The organism is Orlajensenia leifsoniae (assembly GCF_004570845.1).
GTDB lineage: Bacteria > Actinomycetota > Actinomycetes > Actinomycetales > Microbacteriaceae > Orlajensenia > Orlajensenia leifsoniae.
Genome location: NZ_SPQZ01000001.1, coordinates 434,854 through 454,516, shown reverse-complemented (window position 1 = coordinate 454,516; position 19,663 = coordinate 434,854). Strand labels below are relative to the sequence as shown.

Here is a 19,663-nt window from a genome sequence, read left to right as displayed (position 1 = left end):
CAGATCCTCAAGGAGAATCAACGATGACTCTCATCGACACAGCACCAGCATCCCTTCCCGACGTTGCAGCATCGGTCCCCGATTTCGACCACGAGCGAGTGCTCGTCGTCACCGGTCGCCGCTCCGGGCTCACGATCATCGTGGCGGTGCATTCCACCCGCCTCGGCCAGGCGCTCGGCGGGTGCCGCGTCTGGCAGTACGACGACTGGCAGGACGCCCTGGCCGACGCACTCCGGCTCTCGGCCGCCATGACCCTGAAGAACGCGGCCGCCGGCCTCGCGCGCGGCGGTGGCAAGGCCGTCATCCACGTTCCGCGCGGCACCGTGCTCACCGAGGAGGGCCGGCACGCGGCCATGCTCGACCTCGGCGACGCCGTCGAAAGTCTCGACGGTGCGTACATGACCGCCGAGGACGTGGGAACGAGCGCCGAGCTGATGGCCATCGTCGCCCTGCGCACAGCGCACGTCTGCGGCCTTCCGCCCGAGCAGGGCGGGGTGGGGGAGCCTGCCGACGCCACGGCATCCGGAGTCTTCGCCGCGATCGGCTCCACCCTCGACGCCCTCGACGGGTCCCGCGACGTCGCGGGACGCCACATCGTGATCTCGGGCCTCGGCCAGGTCGGCGGTCGGCTCGCTCGGGCGCTGACGGCCGGTGGCGCCCGTCTGACTGTGACGGATGTCGACACCTCGAAGAAGGCTCTCGCCGCAGAGCTGGGCGCGCACTGGGTCGAGCCGGCTGACGCCCACACCGTGAACGCGGACCTCTTCGTGCCGTGCGGTCTGGGCGGAGCGCTGTCGAGCCGCGTGATCGACGAGCTGCGGGTTCGAGGAGTCGTCGGTGCCGCGAACAACCAGCTGGCGTCGCGCGACGGCGCCAGGCGCCTCGCCGACCGCGGCATCCTCTGGGCTCCGGACTTCGTCGTCAACGGCGGCGGCGTGATCTACCTGGACGGCGCGTCGACGGGAGATGCGGACCTCGACGCGATCGAGCTGCGCGTGCTGGCCATCGGCGACACCGTCACCGAGATCTTCCGCGAGTCCGCGGCCGACGGCACGACGACGTTGGAGGCGGCGGAACGCATCGCGGAGGCACGGTTGCACGCCGCCTGAGCGCCGCGAGGGTGGCCGGTAGTGTCGCAGTCATGACTTTCTCGAGTGCTGCCACCCGACCACCCGTTCCGGCCGTCGACCTCGGACGCCGCATCACGGCGGGCGTGCTCTCGGCGCTCGTCGTGGTCGTCGTGGCCCTCGCCGTCACGAGCCTGGCGTTCTTCATCGGCGGCCAGCAGGCGACGGCGGCCCTCACCGGGGCAGCGAACTTCTTCCTGGTGCCCACTATCGTCGCCGGCGTCCTGCTGGCCATCTTCAACGCCCTCGGCGCCACCCGCTGGTGGCTCCCCGCCCTCGCCGGAGGTCTGGGCGCCGGTCTCATCGGAGCCGTGCTCGGCTCCATCCTCACCGTGGCCGGTGGCGGAACCGCCATCGACGGCGCCGTGCTCGGCCAGATCTTCGCGAGCCTCATCGGCTTCAACCTGTTGTTCGTGCTCGCGGTGACGCTCGGCGAGGTCACCCTCGGGCGCAGCATCACCGCTCTCGTGCTCGGCTACGGCGTCGGCTCGTCGGGCCAGAGTCGCCGGATCGCCCTCGTGCGCATTCCCGCCGAGAACCTCGCCGAGGGCATCGTGACCCACATCGAGCGCGAGGGCATCGACCCGGATGTCGCCGACGAGCAGTGGGACAACTACTGCGCGGCCCTGACCGCGGAGGGCTGGGAGGTCGTGGAGGTTCCGGCCGAGCCTCAGCTGGCCGACTCCGTGTTCGTCGAGGACGCCGTGGTGATGTTCGGCGACGTGGCCGTGATCGCGAGCCCCGGGTCCGAGACCCGCCGTGGCGAGATCGCCGGCGCCGAGGAGTCGGTGCGCTCGATCCCGGGCGTCCAGGTCGAGCGCATCGAGCTGCCGGGAACCCTGGACGGCGGCGACGTGCTCAAGGTCGGTTCGACGGTCTACGTCGGCCGGTCGACACGCACCAATGCCGAGGGCATCCGCCAGCTCCGCGTGCTGCTCGCGCCTCTCGGCTACACGGTCGTCGCCGTGCCGCTCACGAAGGCCCTGCACCTGAAGAGCGCTGCGACGGCCCTGCCGGACGGCACCGTGATCGGCTACCCGCCGCTGCTCGACGACATCACGGTCTTCGACCGCTTCGTGGCCGTGCCCGAGGCCGGAGGAGCCCACGTCGTCGAACTCGCACCCGACACCGTGCTCATGGCCGGCTCCGCCCCGGTCAGCGCCGCGCTCATCTCCGACCTGGGCTACAGGGTGGTGACCGTCGACATCTCCGAGTTCGAGAAGCTCGAGGGCTGCGTCACCTGCCTCAGCGTGCGGGTGCGCTGAGGTCGCCTGCCGCGCGCAGTCGCCCGTCGTGCATCTCGAGCACGCGATCCGCGCGCTGCACCAGGAGCGGGTCGTGGGTGGAGACGATGGCCGCGATGCCGCGGTCGTGCACGAGCCCTGAGATCAGGTCCATGACCGTCGCGGCGGTACCGCTGTCGAGCTGACCGGTGGGCTCATCGGCGAGCAGGATGCCGGGACGCGACACCAGTGCCCGGGCAATGCCCACGCGCTGCTGCTGCCCGCCCGACAGCTCGGCCGGCCGCTGGGCCGCGTGGTCGGAGAGCCCGACGAGGGCGAGCGCCTCGGCGACGCGGGCATCGCGTTCGGCTGCCTCGGTCCTGGCGAGACGCAGAGGCACCTCGACGTTCTCGGCGGCCGACAGCACCGGGATGAGCCCGAAGCCCTGGAAGATGTAGCCGAGACCGGTGCGGCGCAGTTCCGCGAGTTCGTTCTCGCTGAGGCTCGTGAGTTCCCGGTCGCCCACCCAGACCTGACCGGCCGTCGGGCTCTCGAGACCGCCCAGCAGGTTGAGCAGCGTGGTCTTGCCGGCGCCCGACGATCCGCGGACGACGAGCAGCTCACCCGGCGAGACGCTCAGTGAGACCTCGTCGACGGCGCGCACCGTGGCCTCGCCGACCGTGTAGTGGCGGCTGAGGCCCTCGGCCCGCAGTGCGATGCTCATGAGGCGTCCTCCTGGGTGGGGGCGGCGTGACGGCCGCGCGGGGGTGCGGCGGGCGTTCCTGCAGCTGGGGCGGCGGAGGGGGCGGCATCCTGAACCGTCGACGGCTCAGGATGCGGCACAGCCGTCGGGATCGGCGGAGCTGCGGTCGGGCGCTGCTCCTGACCCGGGCGCACGGCCACGTGGTTGGGTTCGAGCGAGAGACGCACCCTGTCGTGCAGGCCGAGGGCGCCGACGAAGTCGTGCGGCAACTGCAGGCGACCGACGCGGTCGAGCACGGCGAACTCCTCGGCGACGGCCTGCTCGGCGCCGTGCTCATCGGTGCGGGTGCTCCGCAGCACCTCGGTGGAGGTGCGCCCGTCGCGGATCTGCACGGTGCGTGCCACGTGCTCCGACACGGTGGGGTCGTGGGTGACGATGAGCGTCGTCACGCCCAAGCGTTCGTTCACCGAGCGCATGGCCTCGAGGACCGATGCCGAGGTCGCCTCGTCGAGCTCGCCGGTCGGCTCGTCGGCCAGCAGGACACGCGGCTCGTTCGCGATGGCGACCGCGATCGCGACGCGCTGCTGCTGACCGCCCGACATCTGCGCCGGCCGTCGATCGGCGACCCCGGCGACGTCGAGCACCTCGAGCACCTCCCGGACGCGCGCCTCCCGGTCGCCGCGGGCGCCGGCGACGGCGAGGGCCGCGGCGACGTTCTCTGCGGCCGTCAGGTAGGGGAGGAGGTTCCGTCCCGTCTGCTGCCAGACGAAGCCGACGCTGCGGCGACGGAATGCCACCCTCTCACGTCGACCGAGGGCGAGCAGGTCGTGGCCCGCGACCCGAGCGACGCCGGCCGTGGGGACATCGAGCCCCGAGAGGATGCCGAGCAGGGTCGACTTCCCCGAGCCGGATGCGCCGATGAGGGCCACCAGCTCGCCGCGATCGAGGCGCAGATTGAGTCCCTGCAGTGCCTGGACCTCCACTCCCTGCGCCGTGAAGATGCGGACGAGGTCGGAGCAGACCACATCGGGCTCGCCGGTCTCTGTCGTCTCGATCACGCGGGTCTCCGTCTTCTCCATGGTCGTCAGGCCTCCACTGTCCTCAGGATCGAACTGGCGCGTGCCCGCCCGGAGGCGAACAGCGCGATGAACGTGCACAGGGCCGTCACCAGGGCGAAGCCGAGCACGAGGGCGAGAGTGAGGAGCGGGTCCACCGCGAGCGCGGGCTGCAGCCGGCCTCCGGTGAATCCGCGCAGGTCGACGCCGGCGAGGATCACGAGAGGCAGACCGATGCCGAGCGCTGCGCCGAACACCAGCGCGACGACGGCCATCGGCGCGATCTCCCAGACGGCGAGCGTGCGCGCCTCGCGCCGGCCTCCTCCGAGCATGCGCAGCAGCACCAGGATGCGGGCGCGCGCCGGACCTCCGAGCACGAGGGTCATCGCGATGGTGAGGGCGCTGAGCAGGGCGGTGACGGCGATGGCGATGAGCAGGGCGGACTGCAGGCCGGCAGCAGCCGGAGTCGAGGCCAGGACCGCGGCGGAGTCGGCCGGGGTGTCGACTGTCGCGGCATCGCCCGCAACGGCCTGAACTGCCGCCCGAGTGGCCTCGAGGTCGGCGCCGGGCTCGAGCCTGAGCAGCATCACATGCGTCACGGGGTTGACGACTCCGACCCTGTCGGCGAACCGGCTGTCGACGACGGCCCAGTTCGCCCGAGTGCTGAGAGCCGTGCTTCCGTCGACCGTCGCGACGATGGTGATCGGCTCTCCGTCGAGGGTGGCATCCGTTGACGTGCCGACAGCGGCCGTCGTCGCGCCCGACGCGACGATCGGGACCGAATCGCCGTCGGCGCGCAGTGCTGCCCCGACAGGGATGGCGCCGGGAGCGTCGCCCTGCACCCGCCCGAGGGCATCGGTGTCGACGACGATGATCGAGGTGTTGGTGCGCCGCCCGTCGACGTCGATGAGCGCGCTGTTCGCGCCGGACACCGCAGCGGCATCCGCCACCCCGGGGACGGCGCCGATCGCCTCCACCTGTTCGGTGGTGAGCGGCGTCCCCTTCACGCGCAGGTCGGCACCGACGGCCGTCACGGCGGCATCGTCGATGCCGGACCGGATGGTCGTGAGCAGCACTCCCGACGACACGGCGACCGCGACGCCCACCACCAGCGCGAGCACAGGTGCGAGGCCGGTCGCCGGATCGCGGAGCGCCCGCACCGGGCCGAGGTAGGCGCTGAGGCCGCGTCGCCCGTGCGAGCGGCGGGCCAGCCACGCCAACGGCACCGGGTAGATCCTGAGCGCGGCGACGCAGACGGCCAGTGCGAGCAGCAGGGGAGCCGCGGCGAGCAGCGGATCGATTCCGGATGCCGCCGCCGCCGTCGTGAGACCCCGCTGCACCAGCGCGAAGGTCGCCACGGCCGCGAGGCCGACGACGACGAGCTCGACGATGATGCGGGCCCGGCCTGAGGCCCGGCTCGCGCCGTCGAGGTCGTCGCGCTCGCCGCGTCGGAGGTCGGGCGCCGGAAGCGCGAGGAGCACTGCCGGGAGGAGTCCGAGCAGGACCGGCAGCAGAAGCGCGCCGGCCGTGACCGGGCCGGTGGTGACGAGGATTCCGACGATCGATCCCACGATCGCGGCCGGAACGCCGATCACCAGTCCCTCGATCGCCATGAGGCCGCGCAGGGTGCCGCCGCTCGCGCCCCGGGCCGCGAGCAGGCGAAGGGCATCGGCCCGGCGGCCGCTGATCATCCGGCAGCCGAGCAGCAGCACGGCGATCATCACGCCGAGGGGTCCGGAGGCCGTCATGGCGAGCACGGCGTCGACGGCGGCATCCGTCGTCAGGGTGTCCTCGATGGTGTCGGCCGGACCGGCGGAGAACGACAGCATGGAGTCGAAGAACTCGTTGCGCGTCATCACGACGGTGGGAGGAGCCGACTCGAGGCGGCGCAACTGCTCGACCAGCTCCGGCGCGTCGGCCTGCGTCACGGCATCGGGGTCGAGCGGGAACCACACCTCGACGCGCACCGCGGTGGGGGAGACGGCCAGAGCGGGCAGCTCGGAGGAGTCGACGAGCCCGGTGACCGTGTACACCGGAGGACCGAGCGGCTCCTGCACGAGGCTCGGCTCGAGCAGGAGAGGGGCGTGCGACCAGTAGTCGTCATCGGGGTCGACAGGCTCGAAGACGCCCGAGAGGCGGGCGCTGTACGTCTCGCCACGGTCGGCCTGGACCTGGCGGATCTCGCCGACTCCCCAGGAGAGGATGTCGGCATTGGCGGTGGCGAGGCCGATCTCGACGACGTCGTCGTCCGTCTCGGAGGGCGGTGAGCCGTCGATGTACCGCACGTGGTCAGAGGCTCGGGGGTCGTAGGCGAGGGCCAGTTCGCCGTAGTTCTCGTCGCCGATCCTGGTGATGGGCAGGCTGTCCTGCGACAGGAAGTACTGCGGCCGACCCGTCGCCTCGCGGAGCGGTGACGGCAGGCTGTCGTGCAGGGCCACGACCCTGTCGTTGAACCCGCCCCATGCCGCCCGGGACTCCGACGGCAGCGCATCGGGCCCTGACGTGCCGCCGGCGCCGGGATTCGGCACGCCGATCGCCCCGCCTGTGACGTCGCGTTGCGCGGGTTCGAGCGCACTGACGGCGTAGTCGAGCGATCTGGTGTGCATGGCCTCGACCGCCCGGGGCGCTGCGGCAGCGAGGGCTGACAGCAGGATGACGAGCACAGCCACGGTGAGTCCGCCGGCGGGGTGGGCGGCGAGATGGCGCAGCAGGAGCGCTGGGCCGGAGTGTGCTGAGCGGCGACTCACGATGCCTCCCCGACGGCCGCGGGGCTGGCGGCACGGCGACGCACGGAGCGGGCGTGCAGCGCGATGATGACAGCCAGCGGCAGACCGAGGGCGAGCAGGGCCAGTACGAGGGCGAGCACGCCGATCGATGGCGGCACGCCCGTGACGAGGGACGCCTCGGCGACGGATGCCGCGGCGAACTGCGTGGCCGTGAGTGCAACGGTCGCGGTCCCGACGGCGACGCCGACCAGGCCGCCGGCGACGACCGCCACAGTGAGCTCGACCGCGCGGCCCCTGCCCTGCGCACGCGACGGCACGCCGATGGCCCGGAGGAGCGCCACCTCGCCTGAGCGGGCGGCGCCCAGCGCCGAGAGGATGCCGACGGTCGCGATGAGGGCGAGGGCGATGGCGGCTCCGACGCCGACCCACACGGCGGCGACGACGGGCTCAGCGAGCAGCGTCGCGGCCCCGGGAGACGCGATCGTGACGACGTCGGCAGCGCTCTCAGCAGTACCGTCTGCCGGCCCGGCTTCGATGGCTGCGGCGACGCCGGCCGGATCATCGGCCGCAGCCCAGACCTCGTTCGCGGCGGCCGTCGTATCGTTGCCGCGCAGGAGCGCGTCATCGAGGGTGGCGAGCGGGAAGAGGGCAGCGAGTTCGTCGGCCGACCCGGGTACCGAGGGCGTCAGCCCCGCAACGACGGCTGATCCCGAACGCAGCAGTCCGTCGAACTGGTAGTCGAACGGGTCGCCGACCCGCAGTCCGCGCTTGTCGGCGAGGGCGGTCGAGATCACGGCAGGCACGCCCTGGCCTGCGGCATCCGTCGTCATGATCCGGCCGAGCGGCTCGGTCGAGGCCAATGTCGCCTCGGCGGCACTGGGCAACGGCAACGTCTCGGGAGCTTCCGGCGCCGTCTCGACGGCGGTCAGCTCGATGACGATGCCGTCCGCGCCATCTGCGGCACTCAGCCGGCCGTCGACGGCGAGCAGGCTCCAGCCGCCCTCGGTGGCAGGCAGCTCGCCCGTGACAGTGCCACGTCCTGGGCCGTCGACCTCGAGGGTGCCGAGGTCGATGGAGACGAGGGCACCATCGACGTCCGCGAGCCAGGCGCTCAGCGCGATCGCGCCGCGTCGGCTGTCATCCGGCGCCGAGACGCCCACATCGAGCCGCAGCGACTCGGAGCCCTCGGGAAGGGCGAGGCCGGGTCGCACGTCCTCGGCGAGTGCGGCGGCCAGGGCGGCTGTGTCGACCGTGCCGCCGACGTCGGCCAGCACTCCGGTCATCTCCGCGGGCGAGAGGGCCGTGAGCGAGGCCGGGTCGTCGCCCACCCTGATGGGAGCCGTGGCGACGGGGGCGGCATCCGTCACCCCGTCGACCTCGCGCACGGCAGCCGTCGTCGTCGCGGCCGTCGAGTCGTCGGCGAGGGCCACCCGCACCGACGTTCCCGTGGCCTGCTGGGCTGATGCCTCGGCTAACGCACGCCAGGTAGCGGAGTACCCCGAGGCGAACACGGCGCTGCCCACGGCCAGGCAGACCAGGAGCACGGCCACCTGGAACATGGGGAAGCGCCGCGCGACCTGGCGGGCGGCGAGAGAGCCGGCGAGCCCCGTTCCCCGGGCCGTCGCCCGCTCGACGGCGACGACGGCGGGCCGCAGCACGAGCACGGCGATGAGCGCCCCGGCCACCAGCACGAGCACGGGGGCGAACTCGGCGATGAGGTCGACGCGCACGCCGCCGTCGGCGGAGGAAACGAGGGGCGAGCCGTACTGCAGCAGCTGCGCGACGGAGACTGATGCCGCGACGGTGGCGAGAACGGCCCCGGTCGCCGTGGCCGCGAGGGTGCCGACGCCGCGACCCGAGCGCTCGGCCCGCCGCCCGGCGGCGCCGCCGAGCACACTGCGTGCGGCGCTGAGCCCAGCCACGAGAAGCGCCAGGAGTGCGACGACGACTGCGAAGGGCCATCCACTCAGCGAGGTCGCCTCGACGGGGTGCAGGACCCCCAGCAGGGCGACGGCGACCGCCGTGCCGACGATCGCCGCGGGGATCACCGTCACGGCCGACTCGAGCACGGCCAGCGTGCCCAGCTGCGACGCCGTCATCCCGCGCGCCGTCAGCAGCTCGCCCTCGAACGAACGAGCACTGCGGAGAAGGCGGGCGATCTGGGCCAGCGCGAACCACGCGAAGACGAACACGAGCAGCAGCGGAACCGGCTGCACCGACGACACGGCGACGACACCGCGATCGAGCTCGGCGAGGGTGGCGGGCAGCGCCCCGGAGGTGGACACCGTCGTGGCCGGGATGGTCGCCGTGTCGAGCACCGCCACGAGGTCGTCGATCTCGTGGCGCAGCTCGGTCGCACCGTCGGGCGTCAGCGCGCTCTCGGCCGGGGTGATCACCCACACCAGCCGGTCGTTGTCATCGACGGATCTCTCGACCTCGCCGTGTCCGACCGTCTCGCTGATGAGGGCGTCGACGGCGTCCTGGGCGGCCGCAGCGTCGTCGGGATCGGATGGGTCGGCCGCGACCACGAACTCCGTGGCGGGTCCGGATGCCGCCAGGGCATCGTGCACGCCGGTCGCCGTCGAGGTGGCGAGCCCTCCGATGATGCCGACGCCGGCCAGCGCCGCGACGGCCACGACGGCTCCGAGGCCGAGGAGGAGTCCCGCGTGGGCTCGTGCTCGGAGCACGGCGAGACGGATCGATCCCACCAGCGCCCCCTCGTCTCGTCCGCGTCCGCCGCCATGCCGACACTCCCGTCAGCGTAATCGACACATCGGCAGCAGATCGCGCGACGCCGCCGTTGCGGTCGACGGACGCGCGGGTATAGTCTGCAAGGCTGCCTGCCGCCCCGCACGCGACGGTGGCACCCAGATTCGACGAAGACGCGCAGGAGGATGCCATGACGAAGACACAGAAGCCGACGCCCCGATCCGGAGCGACCACCGGCCTTGTCGTCGCGGCCCGCCTCGCCGCGATCACGGAGTAGCCGAACCGCACGCCGCACGGGCGACGCCCGTCCCGCACAGCGCCGGTCCGCGCGACCGACCGGCGCTCACACCCTCACCACCACGCCGACAGCGGATTCCCGCTCGCCAGCGCCGTCCTCAGCACGGCCGCGCCACGAGCAGGTTCCTCGGCCACCCCGTCAGAAACAGTGAGACATGCCCTCCGTTCAGCACCAGCACCCGCCTCAAGACCGTCCCGGAACGATCCGGACGCTCCTGAGGCTCTACCCCTACGTCAAGCCGGCCGTGCCCTTCCTCATCCTGGGCGCGGTCTCGGCGCTGCTCGCCAGCCTCGTCGCGCTCGCGATCCCGCAGGTGCTGCAGGTGCTCGTCGACGGCCCGCTGTCGACCGGTGACGCCTCGGCCATCTGGCCGGCGACCCTGCTCGTGATCGGGCTCGGCGTGCTCGAGGCCATCTTCATCGCCCTCCGCCGCTGGTTCGTGCTCACCCCGGGCACCCACGTCGAGGCGGCCATGCGCAACGGCCTCTACGACCAGCTGCAGGATCTGCCCGTGGCGTTCCACGACAAGTGGCCGAGCGGCCAGCTGCTCTCGCGCGCCGTCAGCGACCTCGGCCTCATCCGTCGCTTCCTCGCCTTCGGCATCATCCTGCTCGTGGTCAACGTGATCACGATCATCGTGGGCTTCGGCATCCTCATCTCGATGAACTGGATCCTCGGCCTCATCTTCTTCGTGTGCTCGATCCCGCTCTGGATCTACGGCTTCGTCTTCGAGGGCAAGTACTCGACCATCGCCCGGCGCAGCCAGGACCAGGCCGGAGACCTGGCGACGGCCGTCGAGGAGTCCGTGCACGGCATCAGGGTGCTGAAGGCGTTCGGTCGCGGAAAGCATGCGCTCAAGAACTTCACCTCGCAGGCCGAGGACCTGCGCGGCACCGAGATCGAGAAGGCCCGGGCCATCGCCGGCATCTGGCTGTGGCTGCTCATGGTTCCGGATGTCGCGTTCGCGCTCTGCCTCGTCGTCGGCGTGTGGCTGACCGCGCAGGGCGAACTCAGCGTCGGAACGCTGCTGGCGTTCTTCGCCACGGCGACGGTGCTGCGCTTCCCCGTCGAGTCGATCGGCTTCCTGCTGTCGATGACCTTCGACACCCGCACGGCCACCGACCGCTTCTTCGACATCCTCGACGAGGTCAACGCCATTCGCGACCCCGAGGCTCCGGTGACCATCACGGATCCGCGCGGCGAGCTGCACTTCGACGACGTGCACTTCCGCTACCAGGACTCGCCCGAGCGCTTCCCCGACCTGGTCGACGGCGTCGAACTCACCCTGCAGCCGGGAGAGACCATGGCGCTCGTCGGCCTCACCGGCTCGGGCAAGTCGACGATCACCGCTCTCACCACACGCCTGTACGACGTCACCGGGGGAGCAGTGCGCCTCGACGGGGTCGACGTGCGCGACTTCAGCCGCGAGGAACTGCGCCGCCACATCGCCATGGCCTTCGAGGACGCCACGCTGTTCTCGGCGTCGGTGCGCGACAACGTGCTGCTCGGACGCCCCGAGTTCGCCGAGCGCAGTCCTGAAGCGGATGCCGCCCTCGCCGAGGCGCTGGAGATCGCCCAGGCCGGCTTCGTGCACGACCTGCCCGAGGGTGTCGACACCACCGTCGGCGAGGAGGGCATGAGCCTCTCGGGCGGTCAGCGCCAGCGACTCGCCCTGGCTCGTGCCGTCGCGGCCAAGCCGGCCGTGCTCGTGCTCGACGACCCGTTGTCGGCGCTCGACGTCGACACCGAGGCCCTGGTGGAGGCAGCACTCCGCCGGGTGCTCGCCTCGACGACGGCGCTCATCGTGGCGCACAGGCCGTCGACGGTCATGCTCGCCGACAGGGTGGCGCTGCTGCAGGACGGCCGCATCACGGCCGTCGGGCGGCACTCCGAGCTGCTGGAGACCAACGACCACTACAGGTTCGTGATCTCGAGCCTGGAGGACGAGGAGCGCCGTGACCAGGCGCGCCAGACCGATCGAGATCTGTTCGATGAGAAGGAGGGGGTGAACCGATGAGCGTCACCGGAGTGGAGGGCGAGGAGCGCACCGACTTCAGCAAGGAGGAGTCGCGTCAGATCCGCCAGCGCTCGTTGAAGCTGCTCGGCTCGCTGCTGCGTCCGTTGCGGCCGCACGTCGTGCTCGCCGTCATCGTCATCGTGTTCTCGACCGCCTTCCAGGTGGCCGGTCCGGCGCTGATCGCCATCGGCATCGACCAGGGCCTTCCCGCCCTCATGAAGCAGGACTGGGGTCCGCTCGGCCTCGTCGGCGGCGCCTACCTCGTCACCGGCGTGCTCGGTGCGGTGCTCATCGCCTGGTACACGGTGTTGAGCGCCCGCATCAGCCAGGCCGTACTCATCGACCTGCGCACACGTGTGTTCCTGCAGACGCAGCGCCTCAGCCTCGAGTTCCACGAGTCGTACACCTCGGGTCGTATCATCTCGCGCCAGACCAGCGACCTCGACGCCATCCGCGAGCTCCTCGACGAGGGCATCAACGGCCTCATCCGCGGTGTGCTCTACATGGGATTCATCGGCATCGCACTGTTCACCCTGGACTGGACGAGCGGCCTCGTGCTGGTCGTCGCGCTGGTGCCGTTGTTCGTGCTCACCCGCTGGTTCCAGACGCGGTCGCAGCGGCTGTTCCGCGAGTCGCGCGTGGCCTCGGCGAAGCTCATCGTGAAGTTCGTCGAGACCATGACCGGCATCCGTGCCGTCAAGGCGTTCCGCGTGGAGAAGCGCAACGGGAAGGAGTTCGGCGACCTCACCGAGGACTACCGCGACGTGAACGCCCGCGTCATCCAGCTGTTCGGCATCTTCGACCCCGGCCTCGTGCTCATCGGCAACGTGGCCGTCGGTGTCGTCCTGTTCGTCGGCGGCTTCCGCGTGATCGACGGGCAGATGGCGATCGGCGTGCTGCTCGCGGCCCTGCTCTACACGCGGCGCTTCTTCGACCCCATGGAGGAGATGGCGATGTTCTACAACTCCTACCAGTCGGCCACGGCGGCGCTCGAGAAGATCTCGGGAGTGCTCGAGGAGAAGCCGAGCGTGCCGGATCCCGTGAAGCCCGTCGACCTCTGGGAGGCCCAGGGCACGGTGCGGTTCCAGGGCGTGAGGTTCGCCTACAGGTCGGATCGCGAGATCCTGCCGCAGTTCGACCTGGAGCTGCCGGCAGGCCAGACGATCGCCCTCGTCGGGTCGACCGGTGCGGGCAAGACCACCCTCGCCAAGCTCATCTCGCGGTTCTACGACCCGACTGACGGGGCCGTCACGCTCGACGGCGTCGACCTGCGCGACCTGCACCCGAAAGACCTGCGGCGCGCGATCGTCATGGTCACGCAGGAGGCCTACCTGTTCTCGGGCTCCGTCGCCGACAACATCGCCATCGGCAAGCCCGACGCGTCGTTCGACGAGATCGTGGCGGCGGCGAAGGCGGTCGGTGCCCACGAGTTCATCGACGGGCTGCCGAACGGCTACGACACCGACGTGAACAAGCGGGGTGGGCGGGTGAGCGCGGGTCAGCGCCAGTTGATCTCGTTCGCCCGGGCATTCCTCGCCGACCCCGCCGTGCTCATCCTCGATGAGGCGACGTCGTCGCTCGACATCCCGAGCGAGCGTCTCGTGCAGGAGGCCCTGCAGACCCTGCTCGCAGACCGCACGGCCGTCATCATCGCCCACCGGCTGTCGACCGTCGCGATCGCCGACAGGGTGCTGGTGATGGAGTACGGCCGCATCGTCGAGGACGGCACCCCCGACGACCTCATCTCGGGCACGGGGCGCTTCGCCCAGCTGCACGCGGCCTGGCGGGACTCGCTGGTCTAGAAGCGGAGCGGGCCGGCGTCGATCACATGGATCGGCGTCGGCTCGAGTCCGTTGAACCCCGAAGCCGTCACCGAGGTGTACGCGCCCATCATCGGGCTCACCAGCAGGTCGCCCTCATCCAGCGCGGGCAGTTCGATGCCGCGCGCGATCACGTCGACGCTGTCGCAGGTCGGTCCGGCGAGGGTGGCGCGTTCGCGTGCGGCATCCGGGACCGCCGATCCCGTGAGCTCGCTCGCGGCGAAGACCAGCGGATGCACCCCTTCGGTCAGCACGTTGGAGTAGCTGCCGTACAGCCCGTCGTCGAGGTAGTGCCACCGCCCGTCGACCCGGTCGCTCGATCCGATCACGCGGGAGACCAGCGTCATCGCCGTGGCGGTGACGAACCGGCCGGGCTCCAGCAGCACGGTGTCATTCCGACCGCCCGCGGCGATGGCCGTGCGGATGCCGGCACCCAGCACGGCGAGATCGGGCACGGCCTCGTCATAGCCGATCGGGAAGCCGCCGCCGAGGTCGAGCACGGAGAAGCGCGCTCCGGTGCGAACCTCGAGTTCGCTCATCAGGCTGGTCGTGCGGCGGATGGCGCGCTCGAAGGGAGCGACCGTCGTGGTCTGACTGCCGACATGGAAGCTGAATCCCGCAACGCTCACTCCCAGCCCGATGGCCTGCTCCACGAGAGCCGCTGCCTGCACCTCGGTCGCGCCGAACTTGGTGGACAGGTCGCACCGCGCGGCGGGGTTCGGAAAGCTCAACCGCACGAGCACGTCGATGTCGCGGGGCAGCACCGCGAGCTTCCACAGTTCGCCCGGGTTGTCGACCACGAAGCGCCGGATGCCGCTGCAGTAGGCATCGGCGATATCCGCTCGCGACCGGATCGGATGCGTGTGCAGCGTGCGCCCGACATCGACGCCGGCGTCTCGGAGCAGGGCGATCTCACCCCGTGACGCGACCTCGAACGAGGCCCCGGTCTCCGCGATCGTACGGACGACGGCCGGATGCGGGAGGGCCTTGGTCGCGAAGTGGACGTGCGCAGCCGGAAGTTCCCGCTGCAGGAGGTGGAGTTGGTCGCGCACGCGCGCGGTGTCGAGCACCAGGAGCGGCGAGCCATGGCGCCGCACGATGCCGGTCAGCCCGATGGCCGCGCTGTACCGCGCGAGCTCGGCGCGCACCCTGGCGCGGTGTGTAGGGGCCGGAACGCGGGCGGCGGTTCGAACGATGTGCCCGTCGTCAGCGGACTGCCGGACCGACGGAGCCGGCAACGTCGACAGGGATGCGGGGGTCATGATTCTCCTTCGGGTGGGGCAGGATGACACGCTTGCCGAGCTCGAAGCTCGTGATGGTGATGACATAGAAAACGACGTCGGAGGCGAGCTTGCCGACCAGCCAGGCGAGCGGGGTGGCGCCCATCGTGGCCGGGATGGCCCAGAGCAGTGCGGGGCGCACCAGCAGGGTGTCGACGATCTCGGCCGGTCCGAATTCGGCACCGAGCGAGCGGATGCTGAGCCACGTCGTGGCGACCGGGCCGTTCGTCGCCGCATGCCCGCGCACCGTGCGCGCGACGATGACCGCGTAGTAGCCGATGGTCTCGGCGAGAGTGCCCGCCACCGCGGAGACGGCCAGGGACCGAGTCGCCTCGTAGACGCTCCACGCCGCCAGCAGGGCCGCCGCCGTTCCGAGGATCTCGGGCACCAGGTAGCGCGCGAGCCACACCTGGGCTGATCGACGGGTTCGGAGGGAGGTCACGCAGGCGATCCTCGTCCGCTGCAGCCGCTGCCGCGTCGGTGCTGGCACCTCGACGTGGAGGGGACAACCCGGACATGTGGCCGGCCGCCGCGGGGGAGTCCGGCCGGCTCCACGCGCACGTGAAGAGGGGGAGGACCTGTCGGGTTCAGGTCTTCCCCCTCTTCGTGAACCCGACCGGCTGATCGTCTGTCCGTGTTCGGGTCCGGATGCCGACGAGCTGGATCTGCGAGTCACGACCGCTGTGCCCGGTACGTTTTCGCGAGTTCGACAGTCATGTTCCTCCCTCGAACGGGGGCGCGGATCGGTGCGCGCCCTCCGTGAGGTCTCGGGGTGGTCCCCGATCTTCGGCTCGCTGGTCAGGTCGAGGTCTGCGCCCGGGGGACAATCGGGACATGGTGTCTCGGGTGGTGATCGTCGACGACCACGACGTGTTTCGTGATCAGGTGCGCAGGCTCCTCGAAGCCGACGGCTTCGAGGTGGTCGGCGACGCCGCGTCCGCCCTCACCGGGGTCGCGCTCGTGGGCGAGAGCCTGCCGGACCTCGTGCTTCTCGACGTGATGCTGCCGGATGCGATGGGTTTCGATGTTGTTCCATCGCTGCGCGCGCTCGGTTCGTTCGCTATCGTTCTCACATCGAGTCGCGATCGGAGTGACTATGGCAGTCGCATCGAGACGAGTGGCGCCGACGGCTTCATCCCGAAGGACGAGCTCTCCGGAGCCGGTCTCCGCGAATTCGTCGCCTGACCCGCGGCACCTGCACAATCGCACAGCACCTTCAGTCAAATCCGTCACCCCCAGCGTCGCGAGAACGGCGCCCGACAGACTGGACGATCATGAACGCGGAGAGAGTCACCCCTGACGGGACGCCGACCAGGGTCGCCATCGCCGACGACGCGATGCTGTTGCGCACGGGGATCTCCACGGTCCTCACGGCCGGCGGCTGCGAGATCGTCGCCTCGGTCGGCACGGCGGCCGAGTTGCTGCGGGTCGTGCAGGAGCAGCCCGTCGACGCCGTCGTCCTCGACATCCGGATGCCGCCGACGCACACCGACGAGGGCATCGTCGCTCTCGAGACCCTGCGTGCCAACGGCTCGAAGGTCGGCGTGCTCCTGCTCTCCATGTATGCGACCCCGGCCTACGCCATCCGGGCGATGAGCGCCGGTGGAGGCACGGGCTACCTGTTGAAGGACCGCGTCGCCGAGCCGGAGCGGCTCGTCCAGGCGGTGCGGACCGTGGCATCGGGCGGTTCGGTCGTCGACAGCGAGGTCGTCGCCCAACTCGTCGCGCAGAAGGGCAACCCATCGGTCGAGGTGCTCACCCCCAGGGAACGGGACGTGCTCTCGCTCATGGCCGAGGGGAAATCGAACTCCGGCATCGCCTCGACGCTGTTCCTCAGCCTCAAGACCGTCGAGACCCACATCGGGAACATCATGTCGAAGCTCGGCATCGACGAGTCGCCCACGGATCACCGGCGGGTCCTCGCCGTGCTCCGCCTGCTCGGCCAGCCGTGACACCACTGCGGCTCCGCAGGCTCCTGCTCGTCGCCCTCGCGGCGGCGCTCATCGTCGCCCAGGAGGTCATCGGCTTCGAGGCCGCGGCACTGACCCAGCCCTGGTCGCTGAGTGGGACGATCTTCCACGCCTTCGCCGGCCTCAGCTACGCCGTGTGCGCGTGGATCGCGTGGGAGACGGCCGACTCGCCCATCCCGGCGCGCATCATGATCACGATCGCGTTCCTCTGGCTGCCGCCGGCCTTCATCGCGGCCATGTGGCCCTACGGCGCGCTCTGGCCGCTGCTGGAGTCCGTCGGGCTCTTCTGGGCCGTGCTGCAGGCTGGACTCGTCGTCGTGTATCCGACAGGGCGCTTCTTCGGCCCCGTGGAGAAGTGGCTGCTCGCCATCGGGGGCGTCGCGGTCGTCATCCGGATGCTGGCCGTGCTGTTCCTCATGCCGGCTCCGGCTCGCTACCCCGACTGCGCCTGTGCTCCGAACGCCTACGCCTTCGCGGCCAACGAGGCTCTCTACTCGGCCATCGACCTCGGGTTCCGGGCTCTCGGCATCGCGCTGATCATCGGCATCATCGTGCTGGTCACTGTGCGCTGGATGCGCGGCACGACGCCGGCGCGCAACGTCGCGTTCGTGATGCCCGTCGCCCTCATCCTGTGGTGCGCCGCAGTCACCTACGGCACGGTCTCCGACATCACCGGCGGCAGCTCCGCCCTGTTCACCTACCTCGGGTACCTCGGAACGGCTTCGATCCCGATCAGCTTCGTCGCCGGGCTCGTCTTCATCCGGAGCCTCCGGGGGCGGGTGTCGGACCTCATGGTGCACACCCGTGACGGCGTCGACCGCGACTACTGGCAGGCGGTGCTCGCCGAGACCCTGCGCGACCCGGCGCTCAAGGTGTACTGGTGGGAGCCGCAGCTCGACGGCTACGTCGACTCCCGTGGCACCGTGATGCAGGGGGAACCCGATCGGTCGCGGCCCCGCGGGCGCGCCATCATGCCGATCGACTCCCAGTCCGGGCGTCTGGCCGTCATCGATCACGACAGGGCGCTCAGCGAGAACCAGGAGCTGCTGGACGCCGTGTCGACCGCCCTGACCCTCTCCGTCGACAACGGACGCCTGCGCGAGGAGCTGGAGCAGACGCTCGAGGAGGTGCGGGAGTCGCGCGTGCGCATCATCGAGGCCGGCATCCAAGCCCGCAAGAAGATCGAGCGCGACCTGCACGACGGCTCGCAGCAGTCGCTCGTGTCGCTCGCCCTCAGCCTGCGGATGGCGATCACGCGTGCCAGCGCCGACGGCAACGACGGGCTCGCGGCCGATCTCGAGGACGCACTCGCGCAGCTGAGCGGCTCCCTGAAGCAGCTGCGCGAGCTCGCGCGCGGCATCCACCCGAGCTCACTCACCCTCGGCGGCCTGGGCATGGCGATCAGCGAGCTGGTGGCGCGCTCACCGGTGCCCGTGCAGGTCGACGTCGACGTCCCCGATCACCTGCCCCCGTTGACCGAGACCACGCTCTACTTCTTCATCGCGGAGTGCCTGACGAACGTCGCCAAGTACGCCGGGGCATCGCACTGCAGCATCCGTCTGGCCGCAGATGACGACGGACTGAGCGTGAGCGTCACCGATGACGGCCGCGGGGGAGCCGACTTCTCGAAGGGCACGGGGCTCATGGGGCTCGTCGACCGCATCGCGGCGCTCGGCGGAACGGTGGAGCTGTCGATGGGGGATGGAGGGCGCGGCACGACGGTCGCCGCGCGCATCCCGGCCGCTGCACTCGTCGAGCAGCGCGTCAGCTGACGACCACCACGGGCGAGCTGGGGGACCGGGCGGTCAGGGCCGCCAGCGCGCCGCCGACGCCACGCGGTAGCCGGCATCCGTCAGCACGATGGGGGTGCCCTCGTCGCGGTAGTGCACGAGAGCGCGATCCTCGTGGTCTATCGGCGGATGCCCGCCGGCCCTGATGACGCGCCACCAGGGCGCATCGGAGCCGTACCGCGCCATGACCTGCCCGACCACGCGGGCGCCACGCGAACCGAGGGTGGCTGCGACATCACCGTAGGTCATGACGTGGCCGGGCGGAATGGAGTCGACGACCTCGAGCACCGCGGCGACGAAGCCCTCCGCGATGGCAGGCTGACGACGGGGAGCGGATGCCGCTGCCGGCCGTCCGGCGCGCCCGACGTGGCCGGGTTCAGAGGGCGAGGGCACCGATGATGTCGCCGTACTGGGTCTGGTCGACGTCGACGAATCCGATGCGGTGGAAGAACGCCTCCGGCCCCTCGGTGCCGGGCTCCCACATCACCGTGATGCGGTCGAAGCCGCGCGTGCGGGCCTCCTCGGCGAGGGCGCGGGCGAGGAAACGTCCGACGCCCTGGCCCTGGGCATCGGCGTCGACGTTGATGCGCCAGATGCAGGCACGGAACTCGTCGTGCTCGTTGTCGGGATCGAAGTTGCCGTGGATGAAGCCGACGACCTTGTCGTCGAGACGGGCGACGCGCTGCCAGGCCGCGGCGGGGTCGGTGACCGTCGTCTCGGCCGAGTACGAGACCGGCGTGATGAACTGCTCCTGACCGGGCTTCAGGCTCAGGGTGTTCGCCGCCGCGATATTCGACGCCGACAGTTCTTCCAGTCTGATCTCACCCATGACGCAAGGCTATCCTGCTCGTCGCCGCAGCGGAAAGTCGGCCTTTGCGCCGACGTCACCCGCGGAAATCCGAGCAAACTGTCTTGATGTCGAGATAGTTGCGTTGCTCGGGTAGG

General features: G+C 70.8%; 15 protein-coding genes. 7 read left to right on the top strand and 8 right to left on the bottom strand.

Annotation, left to right across the window (positions count from 1 at the left end; genetic code table 11):
• The first annotated feature begins 23 nt into the window (after positions 1–23).
• Positions 24–1,109 (top strand): Glu/Leu/Phe/Val dehydrogenase family protein, encoded by a 1,086-nt coding sequence (locus E4M00_RS02225; RefSeq protein WP_135118911.1) that lies wholly within the window; start codon positions 24–26, stop codon positions 1,107–1,109.
• A 32-nt stretch (positions 1,110–1,141) separates the two neighbouring features.
• Positions 1,142–2,392, top strand: a complete 1,251-nt coding sequence (ddaH, locus tag E4M00_RS18140; protein ID WP_135118910.1) for a dimethylargininase — start codon at positions 1,142–1,144, stop codon at positions 2,390–2,392.
• Here ddaH and E4M00_RS02215 read toward each other — a convergent pair.
• Genes E4M00_RS02215 through E4M00_RS02200 form a run of 4 tightly spaced genes read right to left on the bottom strand, consistent with a single transcriptional unit; the run spans position 2,373 to position 9,542 of the window.
• Positions 2,373–3,074, bottom strand: a complete 702-nt coding sequence (locus E4M00_RS02215) for an ABC transporter ATP-binding protein (RefSeq protein WP_135118909.1) — start codon at positions 3,072–3,074, stop codon at positions 2,373–2,375. The two genes, ddaH and E4M00_RS02215, sit on opposite strands and share 20 nt — an antisense overlap.
• A complete protein-coding gene (locus E4M00_RS02210; protein ID WP_135118908.1) occupies positions 3,071–4,132 on the bottom strand; it encodes an ABC transporter ATP-binding protein in 1,062 nt (353 codons plus the stop codon). Before E4M00_RS02210 ends, E4M00_RS02215 begins: the two co-directional genes overlap by 4 nt.
• Before the next feature lie 5 nt (positions 4,133–4,137).
• Complete coding sequence (locus tag E4M00_RS02205) at positions 4,138–6,855, bottom strand: FtsX-like permease family protein (protein WP_135118907.1); 2,718 nt, start codon at positions 6,853–6,855, stop codon at positions 4,138–4,140.
• Positions 6,852–9,542, bottom strand: a complete 2,691-nt coding sequence (locus E4M00_RS02200) for an ABC transporter permease family protein (RefSeq protein WP_135118906.1) — start codon at positions 9,540–9,542, stop codon at positions 6,852–6,854. The genes E4M00_RS02205 and E4M00_RS02200 overlap by 4 nt, the downstream gene beginning before the upstream one ends.
• Positions 9,543–9,995: 453 nt before the next feature.
• Between E4M00_RS02200 and E4M00_RS02195 the strand changes: the two genes are divergently transcribed.
• A complete protein-coding gene (locus tag E4M00_RS02195; RefSeq protein ID WP_135118905.1) occupies positions 9,996–11,858 on the top strand; it encodes an ABC transporter ATP-binding protein in 1,863 nt (620 codons plus the stop codon).
• Positions 11,855–13,660: an ABC transporter ATP-binding protein gene (locus E4M00_RS02190; protein ID WP_135118904.1), complete on the top strand. Its 1,806-nt coding sequence runs from the start codon at positions 11,855–11,857 to the stop codon at positions 13,658–13,660. The genes E4M00_RS02195 and E4M00_RS02190 overlap by 4 nt, the downstream gene beginning before the upstream one ends.
• Here the strand turns inward: E4M00_RS02190 and E4M00_RS02185 are convergent.
• Entirely contained in the window at positions 13,657–14,940 is a 1,284-nt protein-coding gene (locus tag E4M00_RS02185) for a type III PLP-dependent enzyme (protein ID WP_204772950.1), read from the bottom strand. The two genes, E4M00_RS02190 and E4M00_RS02185, sit on opposite strands and share 4 nt — an antisense overlap.
• Complete coding sequence (locus tag E4M00_RS02180) at positions 14,885–15,400, bottom strand: hypothetical protein (protein ID WP_135118903.1); 516 nt, start codon at positions 15,398–15,400, stop codon at positions 14,885–14,887. Before E4M00_RS02180 ends, E4M00_RS02185 begins: the two co-directional genes overlap by 56 nt.
• A 392-nt stretch (positions 15,401–15,792) precedes the next feature.
• On the opposite strand from E4M00_RS02180, the gene E4M00_RS02175 reads away from it, so the two are divergent.
• From E4M00_RS02175 to E4M00_RS02165, 3 genes are all read left to right on the top strand, one after another.
• The gene (locus tag E4M00_RS02175; protein WP_135118902.1) at positions 15,793–16,143 is read left to right on the top strand and encodes a response regulator; all 351 of its coding nucleotides are present in this window, start codon (positions 15,793–15,795) and stop codon (positions 16,141–16,143) included.
• A gap of 89 nt (positions 16,144–16,232) precedes the next feature.
• On the top strand, positions 16,233–16,910 hold the full coding sequence (locus tag E4M00_RS02170) for a response regulator transcription factor (RefSeq protein ID WP_135118901.1): 678 nt from the start codon (positions 16,233–16,235) through the stop codon (positions 16,908–16,910).
• Positions 16,907–18,700 (top strand): sensor histidine kinase, encoded by a 1,794-nt coding sequence (locus tag E4M00_RS02165; protein WP_135118900.1) that lies wholly within the window; start codon positions 16,907–16,909, stop codon positions 18,698–18,700. The genes E4M00_RS02170 and E4M00_RS02165 overlap by 4 nt, the downstream gene beginning before the upstream one ends.
• A gap of 33 nt (positions 18,701–18,733) precedes the next feature.
• Here E4M00_RS02165 and E4M00_RS02160 read toward each other — a convergent pair whose 3' ends face one another.
• Both E4M00_RS02160 and E4M00_RS02155 read right to left on the bottom strand, forming a co-directional pair.
• Positions 18,734–19,111: an MGMT family protein gene (locus tag E4M00_RS02160; RefSeq protein ID WP_240036783.1), complete on the bottom strand. Its 378-nt coding sequence runs from the start codon at positions 19,109–19,111 to the stop codon at positions 18,734–18,736.
• Positions 19,095–19,547 (bottom strand): GNAT family N-acetyltransferase, encoded by a 453-nt coding sequence (locus E4M00_RS02155; protein ID WP_135118899.1) that lies wholly within the window; start codon positions 19,545–19,547, stop codon positions 19,095–19,097. The genes E4M00_RS02160 and E4M00_RS02155 overlap by 17 nt, the downstream gene beginning before the upstream one ends.
• Positions 19,548–19,663: the final 116 nt, after the last annotated feature.